This is a genomic window from Bacteroidota bacterium (assembly GCA_019637975.1).
Lineage (GTDB): Bacteria > Bacteroidota > Ignavibacteria > UBA10030 > UBA6906 > CAADGV01.
Genome location: JAHBUR010000024.1, coordinates 33866 through 52693, shown reverse-complemented (window position 1 = coordinate 52693; position 18828 = coordinate 33866). Strand labels below are relative to the sequence as shown.

At 50.6% G+C, this 18828-nt stretch carries 14 protein-coding genes and 1 tRNA gene; 13 read left to right on the top strand and 2 right to left on the bottom strand.

From position 1 onward, the window contains the following. The first annotated feature begins 44 nt into the window (after window positions 1-44). From KF749_13250 to KF749_13200, 11 genes are all read left to right on the top strand, one after another. Complete coding sequence (locus KF749_13250; GenBank protein MBX2992117.1) at window positions 45-806, top strand: hypothetical protein; 762 nt, start codon at window positions 45-47, stop codon at window positions 804-806. A gap of 53 nt (window positions 807-859) precedes the next feature. Then, window positions 860-1285, top strand: a complete 426-nt coding sequence (locus tag KF749_13245; GenBank protein MBX2992116.1) for a DUF4783 domain-containing protein — start codon at window positions 860-862, stop codon at window positions 1283-1285. Between the two features lie 44 nt (window positions 1286-1329). Further along, a complete protein-coding gene (locus KF749_13240; GenBank protein ID MBX2992115.1) occupies window positions 1330-5226 on the top strand; it encodes a HAMP domain-containing protein in 3897 nt (1298 codons plus the stop codon). A 40-nt stretch (window positions 5227-5266) separates the two neighbouring features. Then, window positions 5267-5935: a peptidoglycan editing factor PgeF gene (gene pgeF, locus KF749_13235; protein ID MBX2992114.1), complete on the top strand. Its 669-nt coding sequence runs from the start codon at window positions 5267-5269 to the stop codon at window positions 5933-5935. Between the two features lie 195 nt (window positions 5936-6130). Further along, complete coding sequence (locus tag KF749_13230; GenBank protein ID MBX2992113.1) at window positions 6131-6745, top strand: hypothetical protein; 615 nt, start codon at window positions 6131-6133, stop codon at window positions 6743-6745. 24 nt (window positions 6746-6769) lie between these two features. Next, window positions 6770-6916, top strand: a complete 147-nt coding sequence (locus KF749_13225; GenBank protein MBX2992112.1) for a hypothetical protein — start codon at window positions 6770-6772, stop codon at window positions 6914-6916. Window positions 6917-6995: 79 nt separating this feature from the next. Beyond that, window positions 6996-8840 carry a glutamine--fructose-6-phosphate transaminase (isomerizing) gene (gene glmS, locus KF749_13220; protein MBX2992111.1) on the top strand — a complete coding sequence of 615 codons (1845 nt, stop codon included), beginning with the start codon at window positions 6996-6998 and terminating at the stop codon, window positions 8838-8840. Between the two features lie 22 nt (window positions 8841-8862). Beyond that, window positions 8863-9708, top strand: a complete 846-nt coding sequence (locus KF749_13215; protein MBX2992110.1) for an SDR family oxidoreductase — start codon at window positions 8863-8865, stop codon at window positions 9706-9708. Between the two features lie 76 nt (window positions 9709-9784). After that, a complete protein-coding gene (rocD, locus tag KF749_13210) occupies window positions 9785-10993 on the top strand; it encodes an ornithine--oxo-acid transaminase (GenBank protein MBX2992109.1) in 1209 nt (402 codons plus the stop codon). A gap of 109 nt (window positions 10994-11102) precedes the next feature. Further along, window positions 11103-11175 (top strand) — tRNA-Phe (locus tag KF749_13205). Between the two features lie 148 nt (window positions 11176-11323). Beyond that, window positions 11324-13105, top strand: coding sequence for an ABC transporter ATP-binding protein (locus KF749_13200; protein ID MBX2992108.1), 1782 nt, complete (start codon window positions 11324-11326; stop codon window positions 13103-13105). Here the strand turns inward: KF749_13200 and KF749_13195 are convergent. Together KF749_13195 and KF749_13190 are read right to left on the bottom strand one after the other, a co-directional pair. Next, the gene (locus tag KF749_13195; protein ID MBX2992107.1) at window positions 13095-13874 is read right to left on the bottom strand and encodes an ATP-binding cassette domain-containing protein; all 780 of its coding nucleotides are present in this window, start codon (window positions 13872-13874) and stop codon (window positions 13095-13097) included. The genes KF749_13200 and KF749_13195 overlap by 11 nt on opposite strands. Further along, window positions 13861-14679 (bottom strand): ABC transporter ATP-binding protein, encoded by an 819-nt coding sequence (locus tag KF749_13190; protein MBX2992106.1) that lies wholly within the window; start codon window positions 14677-14679, stop codon window positions 13861-13863. Before KF749_13190 ends, KF749_13195 begins: the two co-directional genes overlap by 14 nt. A 267-nt stretch (window positions 14680-14946) precedes the next feature. Here KF749_13190 and KF749_13185 point away from each other — a divergent pair, with 267 nt between their 5' ends. Together KF749_13185 and KF749_13180 are read left to right on the top strand one after the other, a co-directional pair. Continuing rightward, entirely contained in the window at window positions 14947-15666 is a 720-nt protein-coding gene (locus tag KF749_13185) for a hypothetical protein (protein ID MBX2992105.1), read from the top strand. A 180-nt stretch (window positions 15667-15846) separates the two neighbouring features. After that, window positions 15847-18735, top strand: coding sequence for a PD40 domain-containing protein (locus KF749_13180; GenBank protein MBX2992104.1), 2889 nt, complete (start codon window positions 15847-15849; stop codon window positions 18733-18735). Window positions 18736-18828: the final 93 nt, after the last annotated feature.

Here is an 18828-nt window from a genome sequence, read left to right as displayed (position 1 = left end):
TGTTTTTGCGCGTTCTTTGTCTCACATACATAGAGAGAAATACCATGAAGACAATCGTGTTGACAATTGCAGTGGCAACATTATTCGTTGCCATAGATGGATATGGCCAGAGGAAAATCGGGAACACGCGGGATCCGGCAACAACCGAGACCGGTTCCCGAAATCCGGGCGGACGTCCGGCGGAAACACGTCCGGCCGAACAACCGGCAACTCCGCCGCCGCCCCCTGAAACACCTCGGCCGCCCGTGCATCCGCATCCGATTGTACCTCCGCCACCGGTGTTGATAGGAGGGACGGTTTGCATCCTTCCTGTGCAACCCGCGCCCGTTGTTGTTATTAATCGGGCGGACACCCGACAGGAGCCCGAAGCGAATGAAGTCATTCTTCACGACAAGGAGAGTTTCCCGAACAAGTCGGGCTTTGATTTTTCTTCGGAAGATGTCGTGAGCTTCGCCGATGAAGGAGCTGATGTATATTTCTCGATCAGTGATGAAGGGTCGGAATTTATCGTCAGAGACGATTCAGATATTCAAGACTTGGGGCAGAGGGATGATTTTCCGGAACGTCATGCTATTTCCCCGACAGCTTGGTCTTCAGCACGCCGCGTATCTGCCGAGCCTGAGAATGTCTATGTAGTGTGGACTTGGGACAACCAATACTATTCGTTTCGCGTGATTGCTATTTCGGAGAGCAGAGTGTCATTCGACTGGCAAAAAGTTGCAGGTGGAGCGAGAATCCCCTCCGACCTTTCGTACCGAAATGGCGAAACACGGCGCAACACCCTGATTGCCAAGTTCGGAAAGTGAATTGACTTTTGGATGGATTCCTTTTACTTTGAACTATCGTTGATGAGAGTGTTATGAGATTTGTTCTACCTCTTGCAGTGTTCCTTGCCATCTGTTTCGTACCGGTAGGAAAAGCGCAGGAAATTCCGACAGGTTCGAGGGATTTCCGCGTTGTCTTTGAGGAAATACAGCACGGGTTCGAAATCTCAAAGGTCTCCGTCTTTTCGCCGTACTTAGGACTCAAAGTGCAGGTAACATTGAAAGGAGAGGAAAACGGCTACTTCAGCTCGAATCATGCGTATTACATTCTTGAGAACTTTCTCAAATCCCGCAAAGTCATTAGCTTCGAATTCTCTGCTGTCGGCGAAACAGAAGCAATGCCCTACGCAACAGGAACTGCCGTGTTCAGTCACAAGGGCGCTCGCGAAATTGCCCAAGTATACGTGGCGCTGATGAAGTCGGCAGACAAGTGGGTGATTTCCGAAATCAACATCTACTGAAATAGATGGTCGCAAGACTGCGGTCTTACATCGAATCCTTATCCGTGCAAAGACGATCCTTCGGCATCGTCTTTTTTATTATCGGGATATTGGCCATTCTGCAGGTTGCTGAGTACACAACAATCTCATACTACACGCGCAATTGGGACAGCATCACCGAATCGAAAAGCAACGAGCAACTCGCTGCGATACGGACCGAATTCAGCGGCGTTCAACGCAAGGCCCGCCGCATTGCCGCTGAGCTTGCGCGTCACGAAGATGTAACTCAGTATTTGACCGGAAAAACGAATGATGCCGATGCCCTCTTCTCCCAGAGTGCACGAATATCCCGCAATCAGGATGTGGGCGCTGAAGTATATGACAAGGAGGGGGTTCTGGTTGCGTGGCACGGAAGAAGCGGTATCGTCAATCAGCGTGAAATTGCTGTCGCTCTCCAAGGGGTACTCACATCGTATGTCACCCGCGGGCCGATATTCTCGCAACTTTTTGTCATCACTCCGGTGCGTGTTGAGGGTGAGGTCGTGGGGGCCGTTCTCATCCGGCAGACCATTGAAGTCAACTATCCCCTCAGCAACAAATTCATTACTCCAGCAGGTTTGGCAAAAAAACTGAGCGAGGATTTCGGAGTGAATGTTGATATCAACTACTCTGAACATGCGGAACTACCCAAAGACGGCCGCTACGCTTCGACGGTTCTTTCAGGCATCGACGGCAGAAAGCTCGGCGTTGCAAGCATCGTGAAATTCTCTCGTTCCGCATACCTGGAATTGGTTGCAGCACGCTTTCACAAAGTGAAAGTTGGATTGTTGGTGTTGGGCATGTTTGTTTTAGCGCTCTACGCAGCACGGATTCTATCCAACCTCACATCGCTGTTTCTCCGAATAGTCGGAATCACAGCCATCATTTGGATTGTCCGCTATCTCCTGCTTTGGCTTGAAGTTCCTCAGATACTTGTCCAATGGAGTATTTTCGATCCGGGTCATTTTGCATCCAAATTCGGCAACGGGCTGGCGAAGTCAGTGGGTGAGATGACACTGACGTCGCTTGCGCTCTTTACCAACGTTGCAGGTGTATTCCGGTTTGTCCGGGACGAACCGACCGGTTCGCCGGAGAGGAGAATGTGGCTGCCCATGCGCATTGTGGCAGCAGTTGCAGTTGCGGCACTCATCTACCTGCTCTTGAGGGGATACGCCGCCACGATACGAAGCGCCGTGATTGATTCCAATTTCCGCTTCAACGATCCGACAGTGATCGTTCCACCACTTGAGTTGGCGCTGATGGTGTTCAATCTCTTCGTCATTAGTGCATCGCTGATTGTCGTTGCTGTCGCGCTCACGAGATTTATTGTCTCATTGTTCGAAAGCGACAGAACAGGTCGCGACATCAAGCCCTGGATCTTCATGGCGGGTTTGTATGTTCTTGCTTCGGTCGTATTCGGTGTTGTGCAGGAGACGCCCCTCATGTCAACGTCGTTTCGGCTGTTCTTCGGTTCCGGAATACTCATCTTTGCATTCTTCGTTCACCGGAACAGGCGATACAGGCGGAAGCCGATTCTGCTGGGGAATGCCGTGAGTGTCCTCGCGTTGTCTGCGGTCTTTTTCTATCCTCTTCTCAGTCAAGTGATACAGGAAAGAGACCGGGAACGCGTTGAGCTCTTTGCCCGCGACGTTCTTCGCCCGACGGACGCGTGGTTCACGTTCAACATCAACGAAGCATTGCAGAGTTTTGTTACAGATGAGGCGTTTGACGTTCTGCTGCACGGCGACAAGGAGGAACTGGAGCGGCTCGCTTTTACAAGCTGGGCCGGAAGTAACGCTGCGCAGCAGGGCTTCAATTGCTCGTTTACTATCTACACCCCCGATGGCCAGGAGATCAGCCGGTTTGCCATCGGTGAGCAATCCGCAGCCGCTCAGGAGGCAAGCCTTGCCGTGCTAAAGAATCACACGACACAGATTGATGTGCGTGAAGCCGGATCAGGGATGGAGGCGATAAAGGTGTATGCAGGGTCCCTGCCAATCCGTGCGGCCGACGAGTTGCTCGGCTATGGCGTTGTGGTGATCTCGGCTGCGCAACAATCATTGTTCCGTGGTGAAACTCCGCGTGTGTTTCAGACTGCTTCTCACGAGAAAATCGAATCATTCTACCGCACGATTTCAGTAACCGAATTCAAGGGCGAACGGGCACTCTCTTCCGGCAATTTGACGTTGCCGGTGGGCTATCGCATTCCCCCGGAAGCCCGCGAACGCTTCAAGGATTCGACTGTTACATCAATGTGGGTTCATGAGACGATTGCCGGCCGAGACTACGAGACGTATTTTGCGAGACGACTTCCCTCCGGCGATCGTATTGTGGCGTTGCGTATGGAGTCGCTGGGTTTCTTCTGGCACGTCTTCGGTGTTGTGCGCACGCTGGTCTATTTCGGGCTTGTACTAATAGGGGGATTTGCAGCATTCCTGGTTGTGCAGTGGGCAAGAAGAAAGCCCTATCGCTTCACGTTTCGCGACAGATTGCTGGTTGCGTTGTTAATTGTGTCGGCTCTCCCCGTGATTATCATCTCGAATTACACACGGAGCTTTGCACGCGAACGTGTGGAGGAGTATCTCGCACAACGGCTGAGTCAGGAAACTCAAATGATTGAAGATAAACTCACCCCTGTAGCAACGCGGGACAGTCTCATCGGGCAGCTCGCCAGTGAAGTTTCAACCGAGCATTTAGTATCGGGGATGAAATCCGATTTCAACATTTATATCGGCAACACACTGTTCGTGAGCAGCCGGCCCGAACTCTACGAGTCGGGCATTCTCGACCGGCGGCTCAGCGGCACAGCCTACGCGGAAGTTTTTGTGGTGGGGAAGCGCTTTCATTTCGAGATGGAGAATATCGGATTGTACAGATACGCGGTCGGCTACAAGCCCATCATCGATACGGCGGAGAGTATCATCGGCGTCATTGCCGTTCCCACCCTCTACAGGCAGGATCAGATTGACGAGGATGTTGCACGGACAAACGCGTTCCTGTTCGGTGTTTCGGCAATTATCTTCATCGGCATGGCGCTGTTGGCCATCGCCTTTGCGAATCGAATCGCCGCACCGATTCAGAAGCTCACGGAGGCAACGAAGCGCGTATCGCAAGGTGACCTTGACGTCAAAGTCGGCATCAAAGCCGTTGGCGAGATCGAGGATCTGGTTCGCTCATTTGAAACCATGACAAAAGATCTCAAGCGAAACAGGGAGAATCTCGTCCAATATGAACGCGAACTTGCCTGGAAGGAAATGGCAAAACAAGTCGCGCATGAAATCAAGAATCCGCTTACACCGATGAAACTCGCCATTCAACACTTGCGGCAAACGTACCGTGACAAAGTGGAGAATTTCGATGAGATATTCGAGGAAATCAGTCAGATGGTGATCCGTCAGGTGGATGCGTTGGGGCGGATTGCCTCCGAGTTTTCAAGTTTTGCCCGCATGCCGAGCGCCCGGCTTGAACGGTGCAGCGTAAATGACATTGTACGCGAGGCGGCATACCTTTTCGAGCAGGATCAGAAGGTGGAATTCAGCATCATGCTCGAGCAACATCTCCCTCCGATTATGGCGGATCGGGAAGAACTGCGCAGGGCGTTCATTAACATTATCCGCAACGGCATTCAGGCAATGGACGGGGAGGGAAGAGTTGAGGTATCAAGTGCCGACGCAGGAACAGAAATTGAAATTCGCATCCGGGATTTCGGCTGCGGCATTCCGGATGACATCAAAGGCAAACTCTTCCAGCCCAACTTCTCCACCAAGACGGACGGAATGGGACTCGGCCTTGCAATTGTGAAGAAAACGATTGAAGATATGAACGGCAGTATTGCAATCGAAAGCATCGTCAACGAGGGAACAACTGTGATTATTCGCATACCGAAAGTAACTGCAGATGACGGCAAACCACTCCGTCATTAGCGCCTCGTGTTTCCGGAAATTTCCGTCTGTTCGATTCGGGATGAGTACAGCCATCGGTGGTCAGTCGCCGTTCGGTATGAACCTTTCGTTTGGTGTAGGCGATAGCGAGGAGAATGTCAGGAAGAATCGGGAGTTGTTTTTCGGTTCATTGGGGATACAACCTGCCGAACTTGCCATCCCCCGCCAGGTTCACAGTAGTGTTGCGAAAGTTGCAAACAGTCCGGGGTCGTATCCCGATTGCGATGCGTTAGTCACGGCATCACGTCGGGTCTTCCTCTGCGTCAGCGTGGCGGATTGCGTTCCGGTATTTGTTTACGATTCGCAAAACCACGCCGTCGCGGCGATGCACGCCGGCTGGCGCGGAACAGCCGGAGGTATTGTCACTCAAACAATCAACTTGATGCGGCGTGAATACGGCACACAACCCTCAAAGTGTGTTGCGTTCATCGGACCTGCGGCGAGCGTTTGTTGTTATGCTGTTGGAGGTGAAGTGGCGTCGCAGTTCGCCGGGCAATTTGTGGTTCATCGTAACGGCGGCATTTTTGTTGACCTGAAATCGGCGAATGCCCGGCAGTTGGAGGAGTGCGGCATTTCACCCGGGGCAATCGAAACAAGCCCGCTTTGTACTATCTCGGAGCCTTTCCTTCATTCCTACCGTCGGGAGAAAGGGAATTCTGGCCGGATGATGGGCACAATAGGCATTCTTTAGCCATCCTTCGGGCAGTTTGTTCAGATTGTCCAACGCCAGAAAAGCCGTATCTACATCACAACAACTTTCAATGACAGGCCGTACAATGGGTGGGTTTTGTGGGCGGATTTTTGTTAAGCGAATCAGTTGACATTTGCTGCCAGATTTCAGTTTTTCTACGATGAACAGTCTCTTTTTTTCTTTGATGAGGATTGAATGAATTATCGTGTTGTGGTTTTTAGTGTTCTTTTCGCGCTACTCTTGTCGGGATGTACGAGTGACCTTCCGAACGATGTCACTGAACCTGTCAGCGCAAACGACAGAATTGCGGGCGTTGCTGTCTTAGACTCGGGACTTCACGTGAACATCAGAAACTCGGCCGGATCGGTTGTGTTGAAATGGGCAGGCGTGGAAGATTCTGTGCGTTGGACTCTGAGCCGCCAAACAACGGGAAAGAATCGAGGCGATGCCTTGGCACTCTTGAATCTGATTCAATTGATACGTCAGCCCGTTGCCGATACTGTCCGGTACTTCCCGCAAACTCCGGCCGGCGTTGTCGGGTACACCGTATCTGCCGATCTGACGATTGGCGTTCCGTTCCTGACTCCGTGCATTGTCGAGGGCGTGCAGGGAACAACAACGGTGTCGGATCTCGGCGCAGATCTCACGATGCGAAACGTGTACGGTGTTGTTGTGAAGAGGTTGAACGCTTCATGCAACATAACATCCCTCGATGGCGGTGTTGATTGCGAAGTGGCCATTCCGCCGGGAGGGTCGTGCACCATTACGGCAGTGAAGGGAACAATCATCTTTAAATTTTACAAATATTAGCGGATATTGTCGCGCGAACCACAAATGGAACGATCAGCATCCAGACACCTCACGTTCACAACAATCAATCAACAACCGACGGTGTTGACGGAAGGCTCGGTGACGGGAACGGTCAGGATTGTTGTCGAAACAGGAGAAGGCAACATTATTCTTCAAGGAGTTCTGCCGTAAACAAGCTGATTCGGTTCGTTGATTCTCTGTTGAGATTTGGGTATCTTGTGACACATTTTTTGGAAGGGGAAGCGTAACTATGTGTGGCATCGTAGGTTATGTCGGTCCACGGAATTGTGTGCCGATTATTCTTGAAGGATTGAAACGACTCGAGTATCGCGGCTACGATTCGGCCGGAATCGCTCTCGTGAAGGATGGGTTGTTCAGCATCGACAAGAAGGCAGGAAAAGTCGCCGATCTGGTACAGCATCTAAGCCAGTATAACGGCTCGTTGAATGCCCAACTCGGCATGGGGCATACACGGTGGGCTACGCATGGTGAACCGAACGACACCAATGCCCACCCGCATTGGGACTCCGAAGAGGAGATTGCCATCATTCACAACGGCATCATCGAAAACTACTCAACCATCAAAACGAAACTCGTGCGTGAAGGCCACGTGTTTCGCAGCGCCACCGACACCGAAGTTCTGGCTCATCTCATCGAAGAAATGTACAAACGGACGCAGAATCTTGCCTCCGCGGTTCGTCATGCCCTTGCCGAAGTGGAGGGAACCTACGGGCTTGTCGTTCTCTCGACGCATGAACCTGACAAAATGATTGCCGCAAGAAAAGGAAGTCCGCTGATTATCGGTGTGGGGGATGGAGAGAATTTTGTCGCCTCCGATGCCGCGGCGATTGTTGACCATACGCGGCAGGTGATTTATATGAAAGATGGCGAAGTGGCGGAAATCACCGCAACGAACATTCGAACGATGACCATTGATGACGAGGAAACAGAACGTGAAATCGAGGAAATAACCTTCGAATTATCGCAAATTGAACGCGGCGGCTACGATCATTTCATGCTCAAGGAGATTCACGAGCAACCTGAGACGATCACCAATGCAATGCGGGGACGCCTTCAAGTTGATGAGGGGACTGTGGTTCTCGGAGGATTGCGCGAGGTACAGGACAAGTTACTCAAGGCACGTCGTATCGTCATTACGGCCTGTGGAACGTCGTGGCACGCCGGACTTGTCGGGGAGTACTTGTTTGAAGAAATTGCCCGGATTCCGACGGAGGTGGAATATGCATCGGAGTTCCGTTACCGCAACCCCATTATCAACAACGACGATGTCGTATTTCTGATCAGTCAAAGCGGTGAAACGGCGGATACGCTTGCGGCCGGACGGGAAGCGAAGCAGAAAGGCGCAACTGTACTCGGCATCGTCAATGTCGTGGGAAGCACAATTGCCCGTGAGTCGCACGGTGGCGTCTACGTGCATGCCGGTCCGGAAATCGGCGTTGCCTCGACAAAGGCATTTACATCGCAACTAACTGTGTTGTCACTGATCACTCTGATGGTTGCCCGTGCAAAGGGAACTATCACGGTTAAACATGCGCAAGTACTTTCACAAGAACTGGCGGCAATCCCGGAAAAAGTGGCCAAAATTCTCGCCAAGACGACGGGACAGATCAAGGAAATTGCCGAAGAATTTCGAAATGCCCAGAACTTCCTGTATCTCGGTCGCGGAGCAAATTTCCCCGTGGCGTTGGAAGGCGCTCTGAAGCTTAAGGAAATCTCCTACATCCATGCCGAAGGATATCCGGCAGCGGAAATGAAACACGGTCCGATTGCCTTGATTGATGAGAATATGCCGGTCGTGTTCGTCGTTCCGAAGGACGGGATTTATGAGAAAGTCATCAGCAACCTGCAGGAAGTAAAAGCCCGTCGCGGACGCATTATTGCCGTAGCAAATGAAGATGATCATGAAATTGAAGAGTTGGCGGATTTCGTGATTCGTGTGCCGCGTACGTACGGCTATTTCGGCCCCATCGTGAACATCATCCCTCTGCAACTTCTGTCGTATTACATGGCGGTAGCGAGAGGCACGAACGTGGACCAGCCGCGAAATCTCGCAAAGAGCGTAACCGTAGAATAGTTGAATAGAAGAAAGGAACTCCGTGAAATCAACATTTTCCTACAGCAAGAACCAATGGGGGCTTATTCTCGGCGCGTCCAGCGGGTTCGGTGCGGCAACTGCACGCGAACTTGCACGGCACGGCATGAGTATCATCGGCGTCCATTTCGATCGCGCTGCGGGGATGCCTGCTGTTGAAGCCTTGATCGAGGAGCTGCAGGGATACGGAGTTCATGTACGCTTCTTCAACGTGAATGCCTCTGACCCTCAGAAGCGTGCCGAGGTGCTGGATACGATGAAAGAGGAGTTTGGATCCGATTCAGCAAATACGATTCGCGTGCTCATGCACTCGCTCGCATTCGGAAGCCTCAAACCTCTCGTTTCGCCAAAGTCAGGAGTGTCGCTCACACAAGCCCAGATTGAAATGACGATGGATGTAATGGCGAACTCGCTGGTGTATTGGACGCAGGCTGTCATGGAAAGGGGATTGATGAAACGCGGCGGCAGGGTCTATGCAATGACGTCATCCGGCGGGCATTCGTCGTTATTGAACTACGGCGCAGTTTCAGCCGCAAAGGCGGCGCTGGAATCATACATCAGGCAAATTTCGCTTGAGCTTGGCCCTTTGGGAATTACTGCCAACACGATTCTTGGAGGCGTTACCGATACTCCTGCCCTCAAAAAGATTCCCGGAGCAAGTGAGATGCTCGAGGTTGCACGAGCCCGCAACCCTTCAATGCGCAACTGTACGCCGGAGGATGTTGCCAAGGCGATTGCGCTGCTTGCTCACGATGATGCTCATTTTATTTCAGGGAACGTAATTCGGGTTGACGGCGGGGAAGATTACGTGCAATACATAGGGAAGAAAAGCGTCGAAAGGCCGGATTAACGAACCTTGGCAAAGGTCGATTGCAGATTTTCTCCACATATTCACAAGACTATTCACCTAACACAACAGAACTCGAATGGGCAAGACTTCAAAAACACAAGCATTGATTGCGCTCGAAGAAAAGTTGGGCGCGCACAATTATCATCCACTCGATGTCGTGATTCAAAAAGCACGAGGCGTATGGGTCTATGATGTCGAAGGAAGGAAATATCTCGACTGTCTTGCCGCATACTCGGCGGTTAACCAGGGGCATTGCCATCCCAAGATAGCGGCGGCCTTTGTCAAACAAGCAAAGCGAGTAACACTGACAAGCCGCGCATTTCGTAACGACCAGCTCCCGATGCTGTACAAGGCATTGCATGATATGACGCGTTATGACATGTCGCTACCGATGAACTCCGGAGCCGAAGCGGTTGAAACGGCAGTAAAAGCTGCACGCAAGTGGGGATACAAGGTGAAGGGTATTCCTGAAAATCAGGCGGAGATCATTTGCTGCACCGATAACTTCCACGGGCGTACGACCACAATCGTCAGCTTTTCAACAGACGCGCAATATCGCGACGGATTCGGGCCCTTTACTCCGGGTTTCCGTATAGTGAAATACGGCGACATTGATGATTTGAGAAGAAACATTACTCCTAACACGGCGGCATTTTTGGTTGAACCTATACAGGGTGAATCGGGAATTGTGCTTCCGCCGGAGGGATATTTGCGGGAGGCTGCTGCGCTCTGCAAGGAAAACAATGTTCTTCTGATTGTCGATGAAATTCAGTCCGGATTGGGCAGGACGGGGAAGTTGTTTGCGTTCGAACATGAGAATGTTCGGCCCGACATGGTGATCATCGGCAAAGCATTGGGCGGCGGGTTCTATCCCATTTCGGCAGTGCTTGCCAGCAAAGGGATCCTCGGCGTATTTCATCCCGGGGATCACGGCTCGACCTTCGGCGGAAACCCGCTTGCCGCAGCCGTTGCCGTTGCTGCGCTACGAGTTCTGGTAAAGGAAAAGCTCATTGCACGATCCAAAACTCTTGGACAGTACTTCATGGCACAACTTCGTGCAATAAAGAATCCACACATTGTCACGGTACGCGGACGCGGATTGTGGATCGGGCTTGTGCTTGACACGAAAGCCCGGCCGTATTGTGAAGCATTGATGAAACGCGGCGTCCTTTGCAAAGAAACACATGAGAATGTCATTCGATTTGCCCCGCCGCTTGTAATCAAGAAATCGGAAGTGAAGTGGGTGTGCAAACAGATTGCCGCTGTTATGCAAGAGCTCTCCTGATTTGATCAGTTGGATGCTGGAGCGTGGCCCTCGTTGCGATGTTGAGATTTTGCGAAAGGGCATAACTTTGGAAATTTCTCTCCAAACCCATATATTTAGACTGCAACTTGGACAGGTAGCTCAGTTGGTAGAGCAATGGACTGAAAATCCATGTGTCGGGGGTTCAATTCCCTCCCTGTCCACACACTAAGCGTCAGCGTGAGTTGACGCTTTTGTGTTTTAGGGGATAGGTAGAAGTAGTTGCTCAAGGCGCAACCACTCGCCAGCACCGGCAAGATTTTGATGCAGCAATTCTCTATCTTGATTCATCAGAAATTTCCCCGACGTTCTATGAAACTTCTCCTTTCGTACTTGAGACAGTATTGGAAACTGTCTCTTCTGGCACTACTGCTTGCCACCATCAATCAAACCTTCTCGCTGCTCGATCCTCTTATTTTCCGGCATATCATCGACGAGTACGTCACCCGATTTCAGGAGTATACGCGCAGCGACTTCCTCAAAGGTGTCGGACTGTTACTTCTTGCAGCGATGGGTGTAGCGTTTGTTTCCCGTGTAGCAAAGAATTTTCAGGACTATGTCACAAATGTCATTACGCAGCGTTTAGGGGCTCAGATTTATTCCGACGGCTTGCGTCATTCGCTTGAGCTTCCGTATCAAGTGTTTGAAGATCAGCGAAGCGGAGAAACATTAGGCAAGTTGCAAAAAGTACGATCCGATGTTGAGAGGATGATTAATGCCTTTATCAACATTGTGTTCATGTCACTGGTCGGTGTTATCTTTGTTATGATTTATGCCTTCAGCGTGCATTGGTTGATTGCAACCGTGTATTTTTCAACGGTACCGTTGCTTGCATGGCTGAGCTCGGCACTGAGCAAGAAAATCAAGACTCTGCAGAAAGTCATTGTTGCCGAAACGACGGCCCTCGCAGGCTCGACCACCGAGTCCCTCAGGAATATCGAATTGGTGAAGAGTTTAGGACTTGCACAACAGGAGATCTCGCGGCTGAACAGCACTACGGACAAGATTCTCAAGCTTGAACTCAAGAAAGTCCGGTATCTGCGCAGCCTCAGCTTCATTCAGGGCACATCTGTGAATTTCTTGAGAACGACGATACTCGGCCTCATGCTCTTCATGATTTTCGACCAGCAGATCACGTTCGGGCAGTTTTTTTCGTTGTGGATATACTCGTTTTTCATTTTCGGGCCGTTGCAGGAACTCGGCAATGTCATCAACATTTATCGTGAAACCGAGGTATCACTGAAGAATTTCGAGGATATCCTGAATGCTCCCAAAGAGGTGAAACCGGCGAATCCCATACGCGTTTCGGATCTCAAAACACTTGCTTTTGATCAAGTGAGTTTCAAACATCAGTCAGCTTCTCTTCACGCGCTTAATCATATTTCGTTCTCTGTGGAAATGGGCGAGACCGTTGCTTTTGTCGGCCCGTCCGGGTCAGGCAAATCGACGCTCGTGAAGCTGCTGATCGGGCTGTACGCGCCGCAGTCGGGAAGGATTCTCTACAACAGCTCGTCGCGGGAGGATGTTGATCTTGAACATATGCGCGAACGGATCGGATTCGTCACACAAGATACACAGTTGTTCTCCGGAACCATCAAGGAGAATCTCCTTTTTGTCAACCCTGGCGCAACAGACAAGGAATGTCTGGTAGTGCTGGAAATGGCCGCATGTCAATCGTTGCTTGTTCGGGCGGACAAAGGGTTACACACGCTTATTGGTGAAGGTGGCGTGAAAGTATCGGGAGGCGAGAAGCAACGGCTTTCCATTGCGCGGGCCCTCTTGCGACGCCCGAACCTTCTGGTGTTCGATGAAGCGACATCATCACTGGATTCTTTGACAGAGGAGGAAATCAGCGAAACTATCCGTGACGTATCGATGCGTAAAGATCTTATTACGATTCTGATTGCTCACCGGCTTTCCACTGTAATGCACGCGGACAGAATCTACGTCCTCGAACGGGGCCACATTATTGAAGCAGGAGATCATCCAACACTTCTCGATCTGAAGGGCTTGTATTATGCCATGTGGCGTCAACAAATCGGCGAACGCGGGAGCGGGATGTTGCTTGCAGCAAAGGAGTCGATCAAGAACTGAGTCGTGCATCAGCAAACAGTTGCGCCGTGTACGGATGATTGTGCAACGAGAGAAGTTCATTCACCGTACCCTCATCGACAATCCTTCCTTGGTGAAGAACGGCGATCCTGTCACAGAGGAACAATGCCAGTTTTACATCGTGGGTTATCAGAAGAAAGGAAAGCTGCTCTTTCTGCCGGATGGATTGCAAAAGTGAGATGATCTCAGCTTGTGTCAGCAGATCGAGTGCTGAGGTCGGCTCGTCTAACAGTAACAGCCGTGGCTTTGCCGCAAGCGCACGAGCGAGAGCAACGCGCTGACGCTCGCCTCCGCTCAGTTCAAACGGATATCGTGAAAGCAACTCAGGTCGCAAGCCGACAGAATCGAGGAGCGAGTCCGGTGTCACGGCATCTTGCTTGCTGCTTGAAAGTTCTTGAGCCGCAATTCCCTCCAACAGACACTCCTCAATGCTCATCGTCGGGTCAAGCGAAGCTCCACCTGCCTGGAACACCATCTGCAATTCAAGAGGGAATTGGCTTCGATGTGCTTTCTGCGGAAACAGACTGACGCCCTTATATAGAATCTTGCCGCTATCAGGTTGCTGCAATCCTGCTATGCATCGGGCAAGTGTCGATTTGCCTGTTCCGCTTTCACCTAATACACCGAAACTTTCGTCTCCCTCAATGGAGAATGAGATTCTATCAAGTACAAGTCTCCGGACGATTCTGAATCCTGCAAATGAACTGATTCGGACTGAAGTTGAGAGGTTCGTTACTTCAAGCAGTGGCATCGTCACCCTTTCCTTTGACCATGCGTGGCCTGCCTCTGTCGGTCATGGACATGGCGTCGATCAACAACTTGGAGTAGTTCGCTTTGGGAGAACGAAAGAAACTGGCTGTTGTTTTGTATTCGATGATCTGTCCGTTTCTTAGAACAGCGATGTCGTCGGCATACAGTCTTGCCAGCTCAAGGTCATGCGTGACAATAATCATTGCCATGCCGTGTTGAGTGTGAATCGACTTGAGAAGATCAAGAAGCTTGTAACGTTGTGAAGCATCGAGAGCGCTTGTCGGTTCGTCGGCAACGAGCAAGGAAGGTTGCGGCAGAACTGCCATGGCAATCATCACTCGCTGGGCCATTCCAATGCTAAGTTTGTGCGGGTACGAGTTGAGTACTTCCTGTGTGTGTCGGAGTCCTACTGCGGCCAACAGGTTGTGCAAATCACCGGTTGCAGGTGATTTCCTGCCGGATGAAAGCAATAGTTGACTGCGAATAGTGAGAGCAGGATTCAGTGCCTGATGTGGTTCCTGAAAGATATATCGTATGCGGTGGCGGCGGATATCTTGCAGCATCTCATCATTGCATGTCAGCAGGTCTTTCGAATCAAACCTGACAATTCCAGTCGTTGTGTATGAGGATGGATTGAGTCGTGTCAGTGCCCTGCAGATTGAAGTCTTTCCACTTCCACTTTCTCCGACTATAGCAAGTACCTGTCCGTTACGCAGCGAGAAACTAACATCGTCTACGACTGTTCGGACTTCACCCTTCTCTGGTGTGGTTACAGTGAGATGGTCAACGGATAGAAGTGCTTCCATGAGTATGAATTTAAGGAATTCCACTCCCAATCCCACGTTCCAGAGCACATGGAGAAATTCGACCAAAAACTGGCCTGAATCCGAATTATCTACGTTATACAACGTAGATAATTATTAGAAATCGTAAAAAAATACGTAACTTCGGCGCGAAATTATTGATAGTGATTGGTGAATATCCTATGTTTTTCTGCGAAAGGAAGCGGATTCCTAAGGTGCCGCTTTACATAACATAATTCACTGAAGTATCACTAGTGAAGGAAGTCCCCCATGAGGAAAACCAAATTCATCATGGCTATCCTTGCGGTTTTGGTTTTCGCAGGGAGCGCCATCAGCCATGAGAACGTGGAACAAGCTACACGCGTTCGAGTGGCTCAACTCGTCACACCCGTTGCCCAGGTTATGTCACAGCCTGCAAGCGACGTAGCAGTAACACAATTCAATCAGCTTCTGCTGAGTTCCAATTCACAAATCGAAGCACTCGGTAGTGCGTACATCTTCGGACGTTCGGCGTCACAGGTGGAAGCACTCGGTAGCGCATACATCTTCGGACGTTCAGCGTCACAGGTGGAAGCACTCGGTAGCGCATACATCTTCGGACGTTCGGCATCGCAGGTGGAAGCACTCGGTAGTGCATACATCTTCGGACGTTCAGCGTCACAGGTGGAAGCACTCGGTAGTGCATACATCTTCGGACGTTCAGCGTCACAGGTGGAAGCACTCGGTAGTGCATACATCTTCGGACGTTCGGCGTCACAGGTGGAAGCACTCGGTAGTGCATACATCTTCGGACGTTCGGCGTCACAGGTGGAAGCACTCGGTAGTGCGTACATCTTCGGACGTTCAGCGTCACAGGTGGAAGCACTCGGTAGTGCATACATCTTCGGACGTTCGGCATCGCAGGTGGAAGCACTCGGTAGTGCGTACATCTTCGGACGTTCAGCGTCACAGGTGGAAGCACTCGGTAGTGCGTACATCTTCGGACGTTAGTACTCTTCATTCTTTGGACCTTAGTCATTTGTCTTCCTTTCAGGGGAGTAAGCCCAAAGCCTTCAATTTCATTGTTGAAGGCTTTTTTTTATTTTCATTCTGAACCAAAAACCCGAGGTAGAGTTGTCACTTGTCCGGTTGTCGGCCACTGTTGTTATCTTGAGTATTGCCGTTTGCGCCATGAATCGACTGACTGCGCAAGTGCAGTGGTACGAAAGCGAAAGTCAACACTTCCGGGTTATCTATCGGGCGGGGCATGCGCATCTGGTTCAACATCTTCTGAACTCTGCAGAAGCAGCTTTGCAGCGCATCAGTATCATCTTTTCGTATACGCCGTCGGGCAAAATAATCATCAATACGCATGACGTAAACGACTATGGCGGTGCTGCCGCATCTTCAGTGCCTGTGAACTACATTTGGCTTGATCTTTCGCCTCTCGAGCCCGGTTACGAGAATATTCCGTACAGTGAGCGTTTCCAGTGGCTGCTGAATCACGAACTTGTTCATGTGGTTGTGAACGATTTGGCTTCCAACATAGAGAGGTTCACTCGTTCCATTTTTTCAAAGGTGGCTCCTGTTCAAAGCCAGCCTCTTACTGTACTCTATAGCCTGCTCACCAATTACGGACGATACACGCCACGGTGGCATCAGGAGGGTATTGCCGTGTTTCTGGAAACGTGGATGAGTGGTGGATTCGGAAGAACAATGGGAAGTTTTGATGAGATGTACTTCCGATCCCTCGTTGCAGAGGGGAAGGAGTTTCCCTCGGATATTTATCTCGAATCAAAGACCCCGCATCGATCATTCTTGACGGAAACAAATCACTACACATATGGTGGAAGGTTTGTTTCGCATCTCGTCAAACAATACGGGACTTCAAAACTCTTTGAGTGGTTTACTCCCCCAAAGACTGGCTTCTATAGGAACTTCTCCCAACGATTCAAGCAGGCGTACGGAACTGAATTCAGGACGGCATGGAGAGAATTCGAGCAGTCGGAACAGCAGTTTCAGCGCTCCAATCTTGCGATACTGGAAGGGGCCCAACTAACACCGATCACGCGATTGTCTGACACACGGTCCGGTGGTGTTTCGCACCCTCATGTTGACAGGTCAGGCAGATTTTTGTACTGGGCGGAGCACCGTCCCCATCACCTCGCGGGAATTCAACGCTTTGATCGTGGAACATGCACATTGATCGAAACCGAAACCTTGCCCACGCCCAGTACGCATCAAGTGACGTCAACTGCTCTCAATGACGAAACGAATTCGCTGTTCTTCACAACCAACAATAATCAATTCTATCGTGACCTTTGGATGTTGGATGTGGCAACAGGAAAGCGGAGAATGCTGTTCGAGGATTGTCGTGTCGGACACCTGACGGTATCTCCTGTTACAGGTGAACTTTGGGGAATCCGCCATGGCGGCGGCATTGCATCGCTGGTGAGTTTTACTCCGCCGTATGATTCGTTGGTAGAACACACACATTTTGATATTGGAGACGAAATACACGGTATTGCGGTGAGTACCGACGGCAGCCGGTTAGCAGCGGTACTTCATCGCGCAAACGGCAGTCAATCAATTGTCCTCACTGATTGTGACAAGATTCGCAAGGGCCAGCCTGCATCATATTCCGTTATCACGGACGAAGGCTCACCTGAGAATCCAAGTTGGAGTCCCGATAACAAATGGCTCTATTGGAATGCGTTCACCAATGGTGTGTCCAATATCTACAGAAGAAGCATGGACAGCGGAACAATTGAAGCAATCAGCCACACACGCATTGGCTTGTTCAAGCCGCTATATTTGAGCAAAGATTCAGTGTTTGCATTTGAGTTTTCAACAGACGGTTTCTATCCGGTAATCATTCCGAATACCCCGGCACAACGTCTTCCCGCCATCAAATATCTGGGACAGCAGATTCAGGATATGTATCCGCATGTTGCAGACTTTGCCGTTGCACAGCAGGAAAGGCCTCACACAACTGAACAGAGTCTGCCGGCCAACGAATACAACGGCTTTGATCGATTGAAGGTCGTGTCTTTCGTTCCGGTTCTTACCGGATTTCAATCTAAAAAAGTACTCGGCGTATTTACCCATATTTCCGACCCGATTCTGAATCATGATTTGGTCGTCGAAACAGGGGTAAGCCCGTTTCGTGAGAGAAGTCAGCCAGCGCAGTTTCACCTACGCATGAAATACGAGTATCTGAAATCATTCGAGATCGGTTGGGAGTACAATAGTCCCGATTTCTACGATCTCTTTAACAAGAGGAAACGGGGATTGTACGGCAACCAATTCCGATTGGGCAATACGCACTATTGGGTGTACGACAATCCATACAAGTTGAAGCAACGATCGGAACTCACACTCTACAGCGGAGTCGAATTCATCAATGACAATCTTGTGCCGGTATCGCAGCCGGATTTTGTTGTCGGACACACAACGCTTACCTCGCAATACCTCCGGAGATCCATCGGCAGCAGCGACCACGAATTCGGCAATGAAATCGGGATAACGGCGATGATCTTTGGAGCCAATCCGCGAAAGCCCGAACTCGGAGTGCAACTCTACACAGAGTGGGATCACTTTACGACGTACCTCGCTCCGCACAATGTACTGCATCTGAAGATGGCCGCAGGGTATCATGCAACAAACAAGAACCTTGTTCAATCACGATTCTATTTTGGCGGTTTTGGAAATCGGGCAGTTGAGAATGTTGACGCAAAGCAATTCCGCACAATCTTCCGTTTCCCCGGCGCTCCAATCTACAGCATCGGCGTTGATAGATTTGCAAAGTTGATGGTCGAGAACAACTTTCCGCCGTTGCGATTCGGGGATGTTTCTCTCGGGCAACACCTGTTGAGCCACATTGACGCGTCACTGTTTTCACAAACACTTCTCGCAAATGGCAGCAGGTGGTTTGGTGTCAATGCGGGGTTTCAGATGAATGGTGTTTTCAGGCATTGGTTCAATCTGGAATCTACACTCTCTGCCGGTGCGGCGCGGGCATGGATTAATGGCAGGCATTCCGATGAGTGGTTCGTTTCGTTCAAGCTTCTCAAGAACTAAGGGTCATCGCGGTGAGGCGGGCATCACGTTTTGAGCAGGTAATGAGCAGAGATGGTTGACAAACCGTGGCACTATAACTATATTTAGCTGTAA

What these genes read in the sequence shown, in the direction of transcription:
- KF749_13250 (MBX2992117.1), top strand. Translation starts at nt 45, where the DNA reads ATGAAGACAATCGTGTTGACAATTGCAGTGGCAACATTATTCGTTGCC.
- KF749_13245 (MBX2992116.1), top strand. Translation starts at nt 860, where the DNA reads ATGAGATTTGTTCTACCTCTTGCAGTGTTCCTTGCCATCTGTTTCGTA.
- pgeF (MBX2992114.1), top strand. Translation starts at nt 5,267, where the DNA reads ATGAGTACAGCCATCGGTGGTCAGTCGCCGTTCGGTATGAACCTTTCG.
- KF749_13230 (MBX2992113.1), top strand. Translation starts at nt 6,131, where the DNA reads ATGAATTATCGTGTTGTGGTTTTTAGTGTTCTTTTCGCGCTACTCTTG.
- KF749_13225 (MBX2992112.1), top strand. Translation starts at nt 6,770, where the DNA reads ATGGAACGATCAGCATCCAGACACCTCACGTTCACAACAATCAATCAA.
- glmS (MBX2992111.1), top strand. Translation starts at nt 6,996, where the DNA reads ATGTGTGGCATCGTAGGTTATGTCGGTCCACGGAATTGTGTGCCGATT.
- rocD (MBX2992109.1), top strand. Translation starts at nt 9,785, where the DNA reads ATGGGCAAGACTTCAAAAACACAAGCATTGATTGCGCTCGAAGAAAAG.
- KF749_13200 (MBX2992108.1), top strand. Translation starts at nt 11,324, where the DNA reads ATGAAACTTCTCCTTTCGTACTTGAGACAGTATTGGAAACTGTCTCTT.
- KF749_13195 (MBX2992107.1), bottom strand. Translation starts at nt 13,874, where the DNA reads ATGCCACTGCTTGAAGTAACGAACCTCTCAACTTCAGTCCGAATCAGT.
- KF749_13190 (MBX2992106.1), bottom strand. Translation starts at nt 14,679, where the DNA reads ATGGAAGCACTTCTATCCGTTGACCATCTCACTGTAACCACACCAGAG.
- KF749_13185 (MBX2992105.1), top strand. Translation starts at nt 14,947, where the DNA reads ATGAGGAAAACCAAATTCATCATGGCTATCCTTGCGGTTTTGGTTTTC.
- KF749_13180 (MBX2992104.1), top strand. Translation starts at nt 15,847, where the DNA reads ATGAATCGACTGACTGCGCAAGTGCAGTGGTACGAAAGCGAAAGTCAA.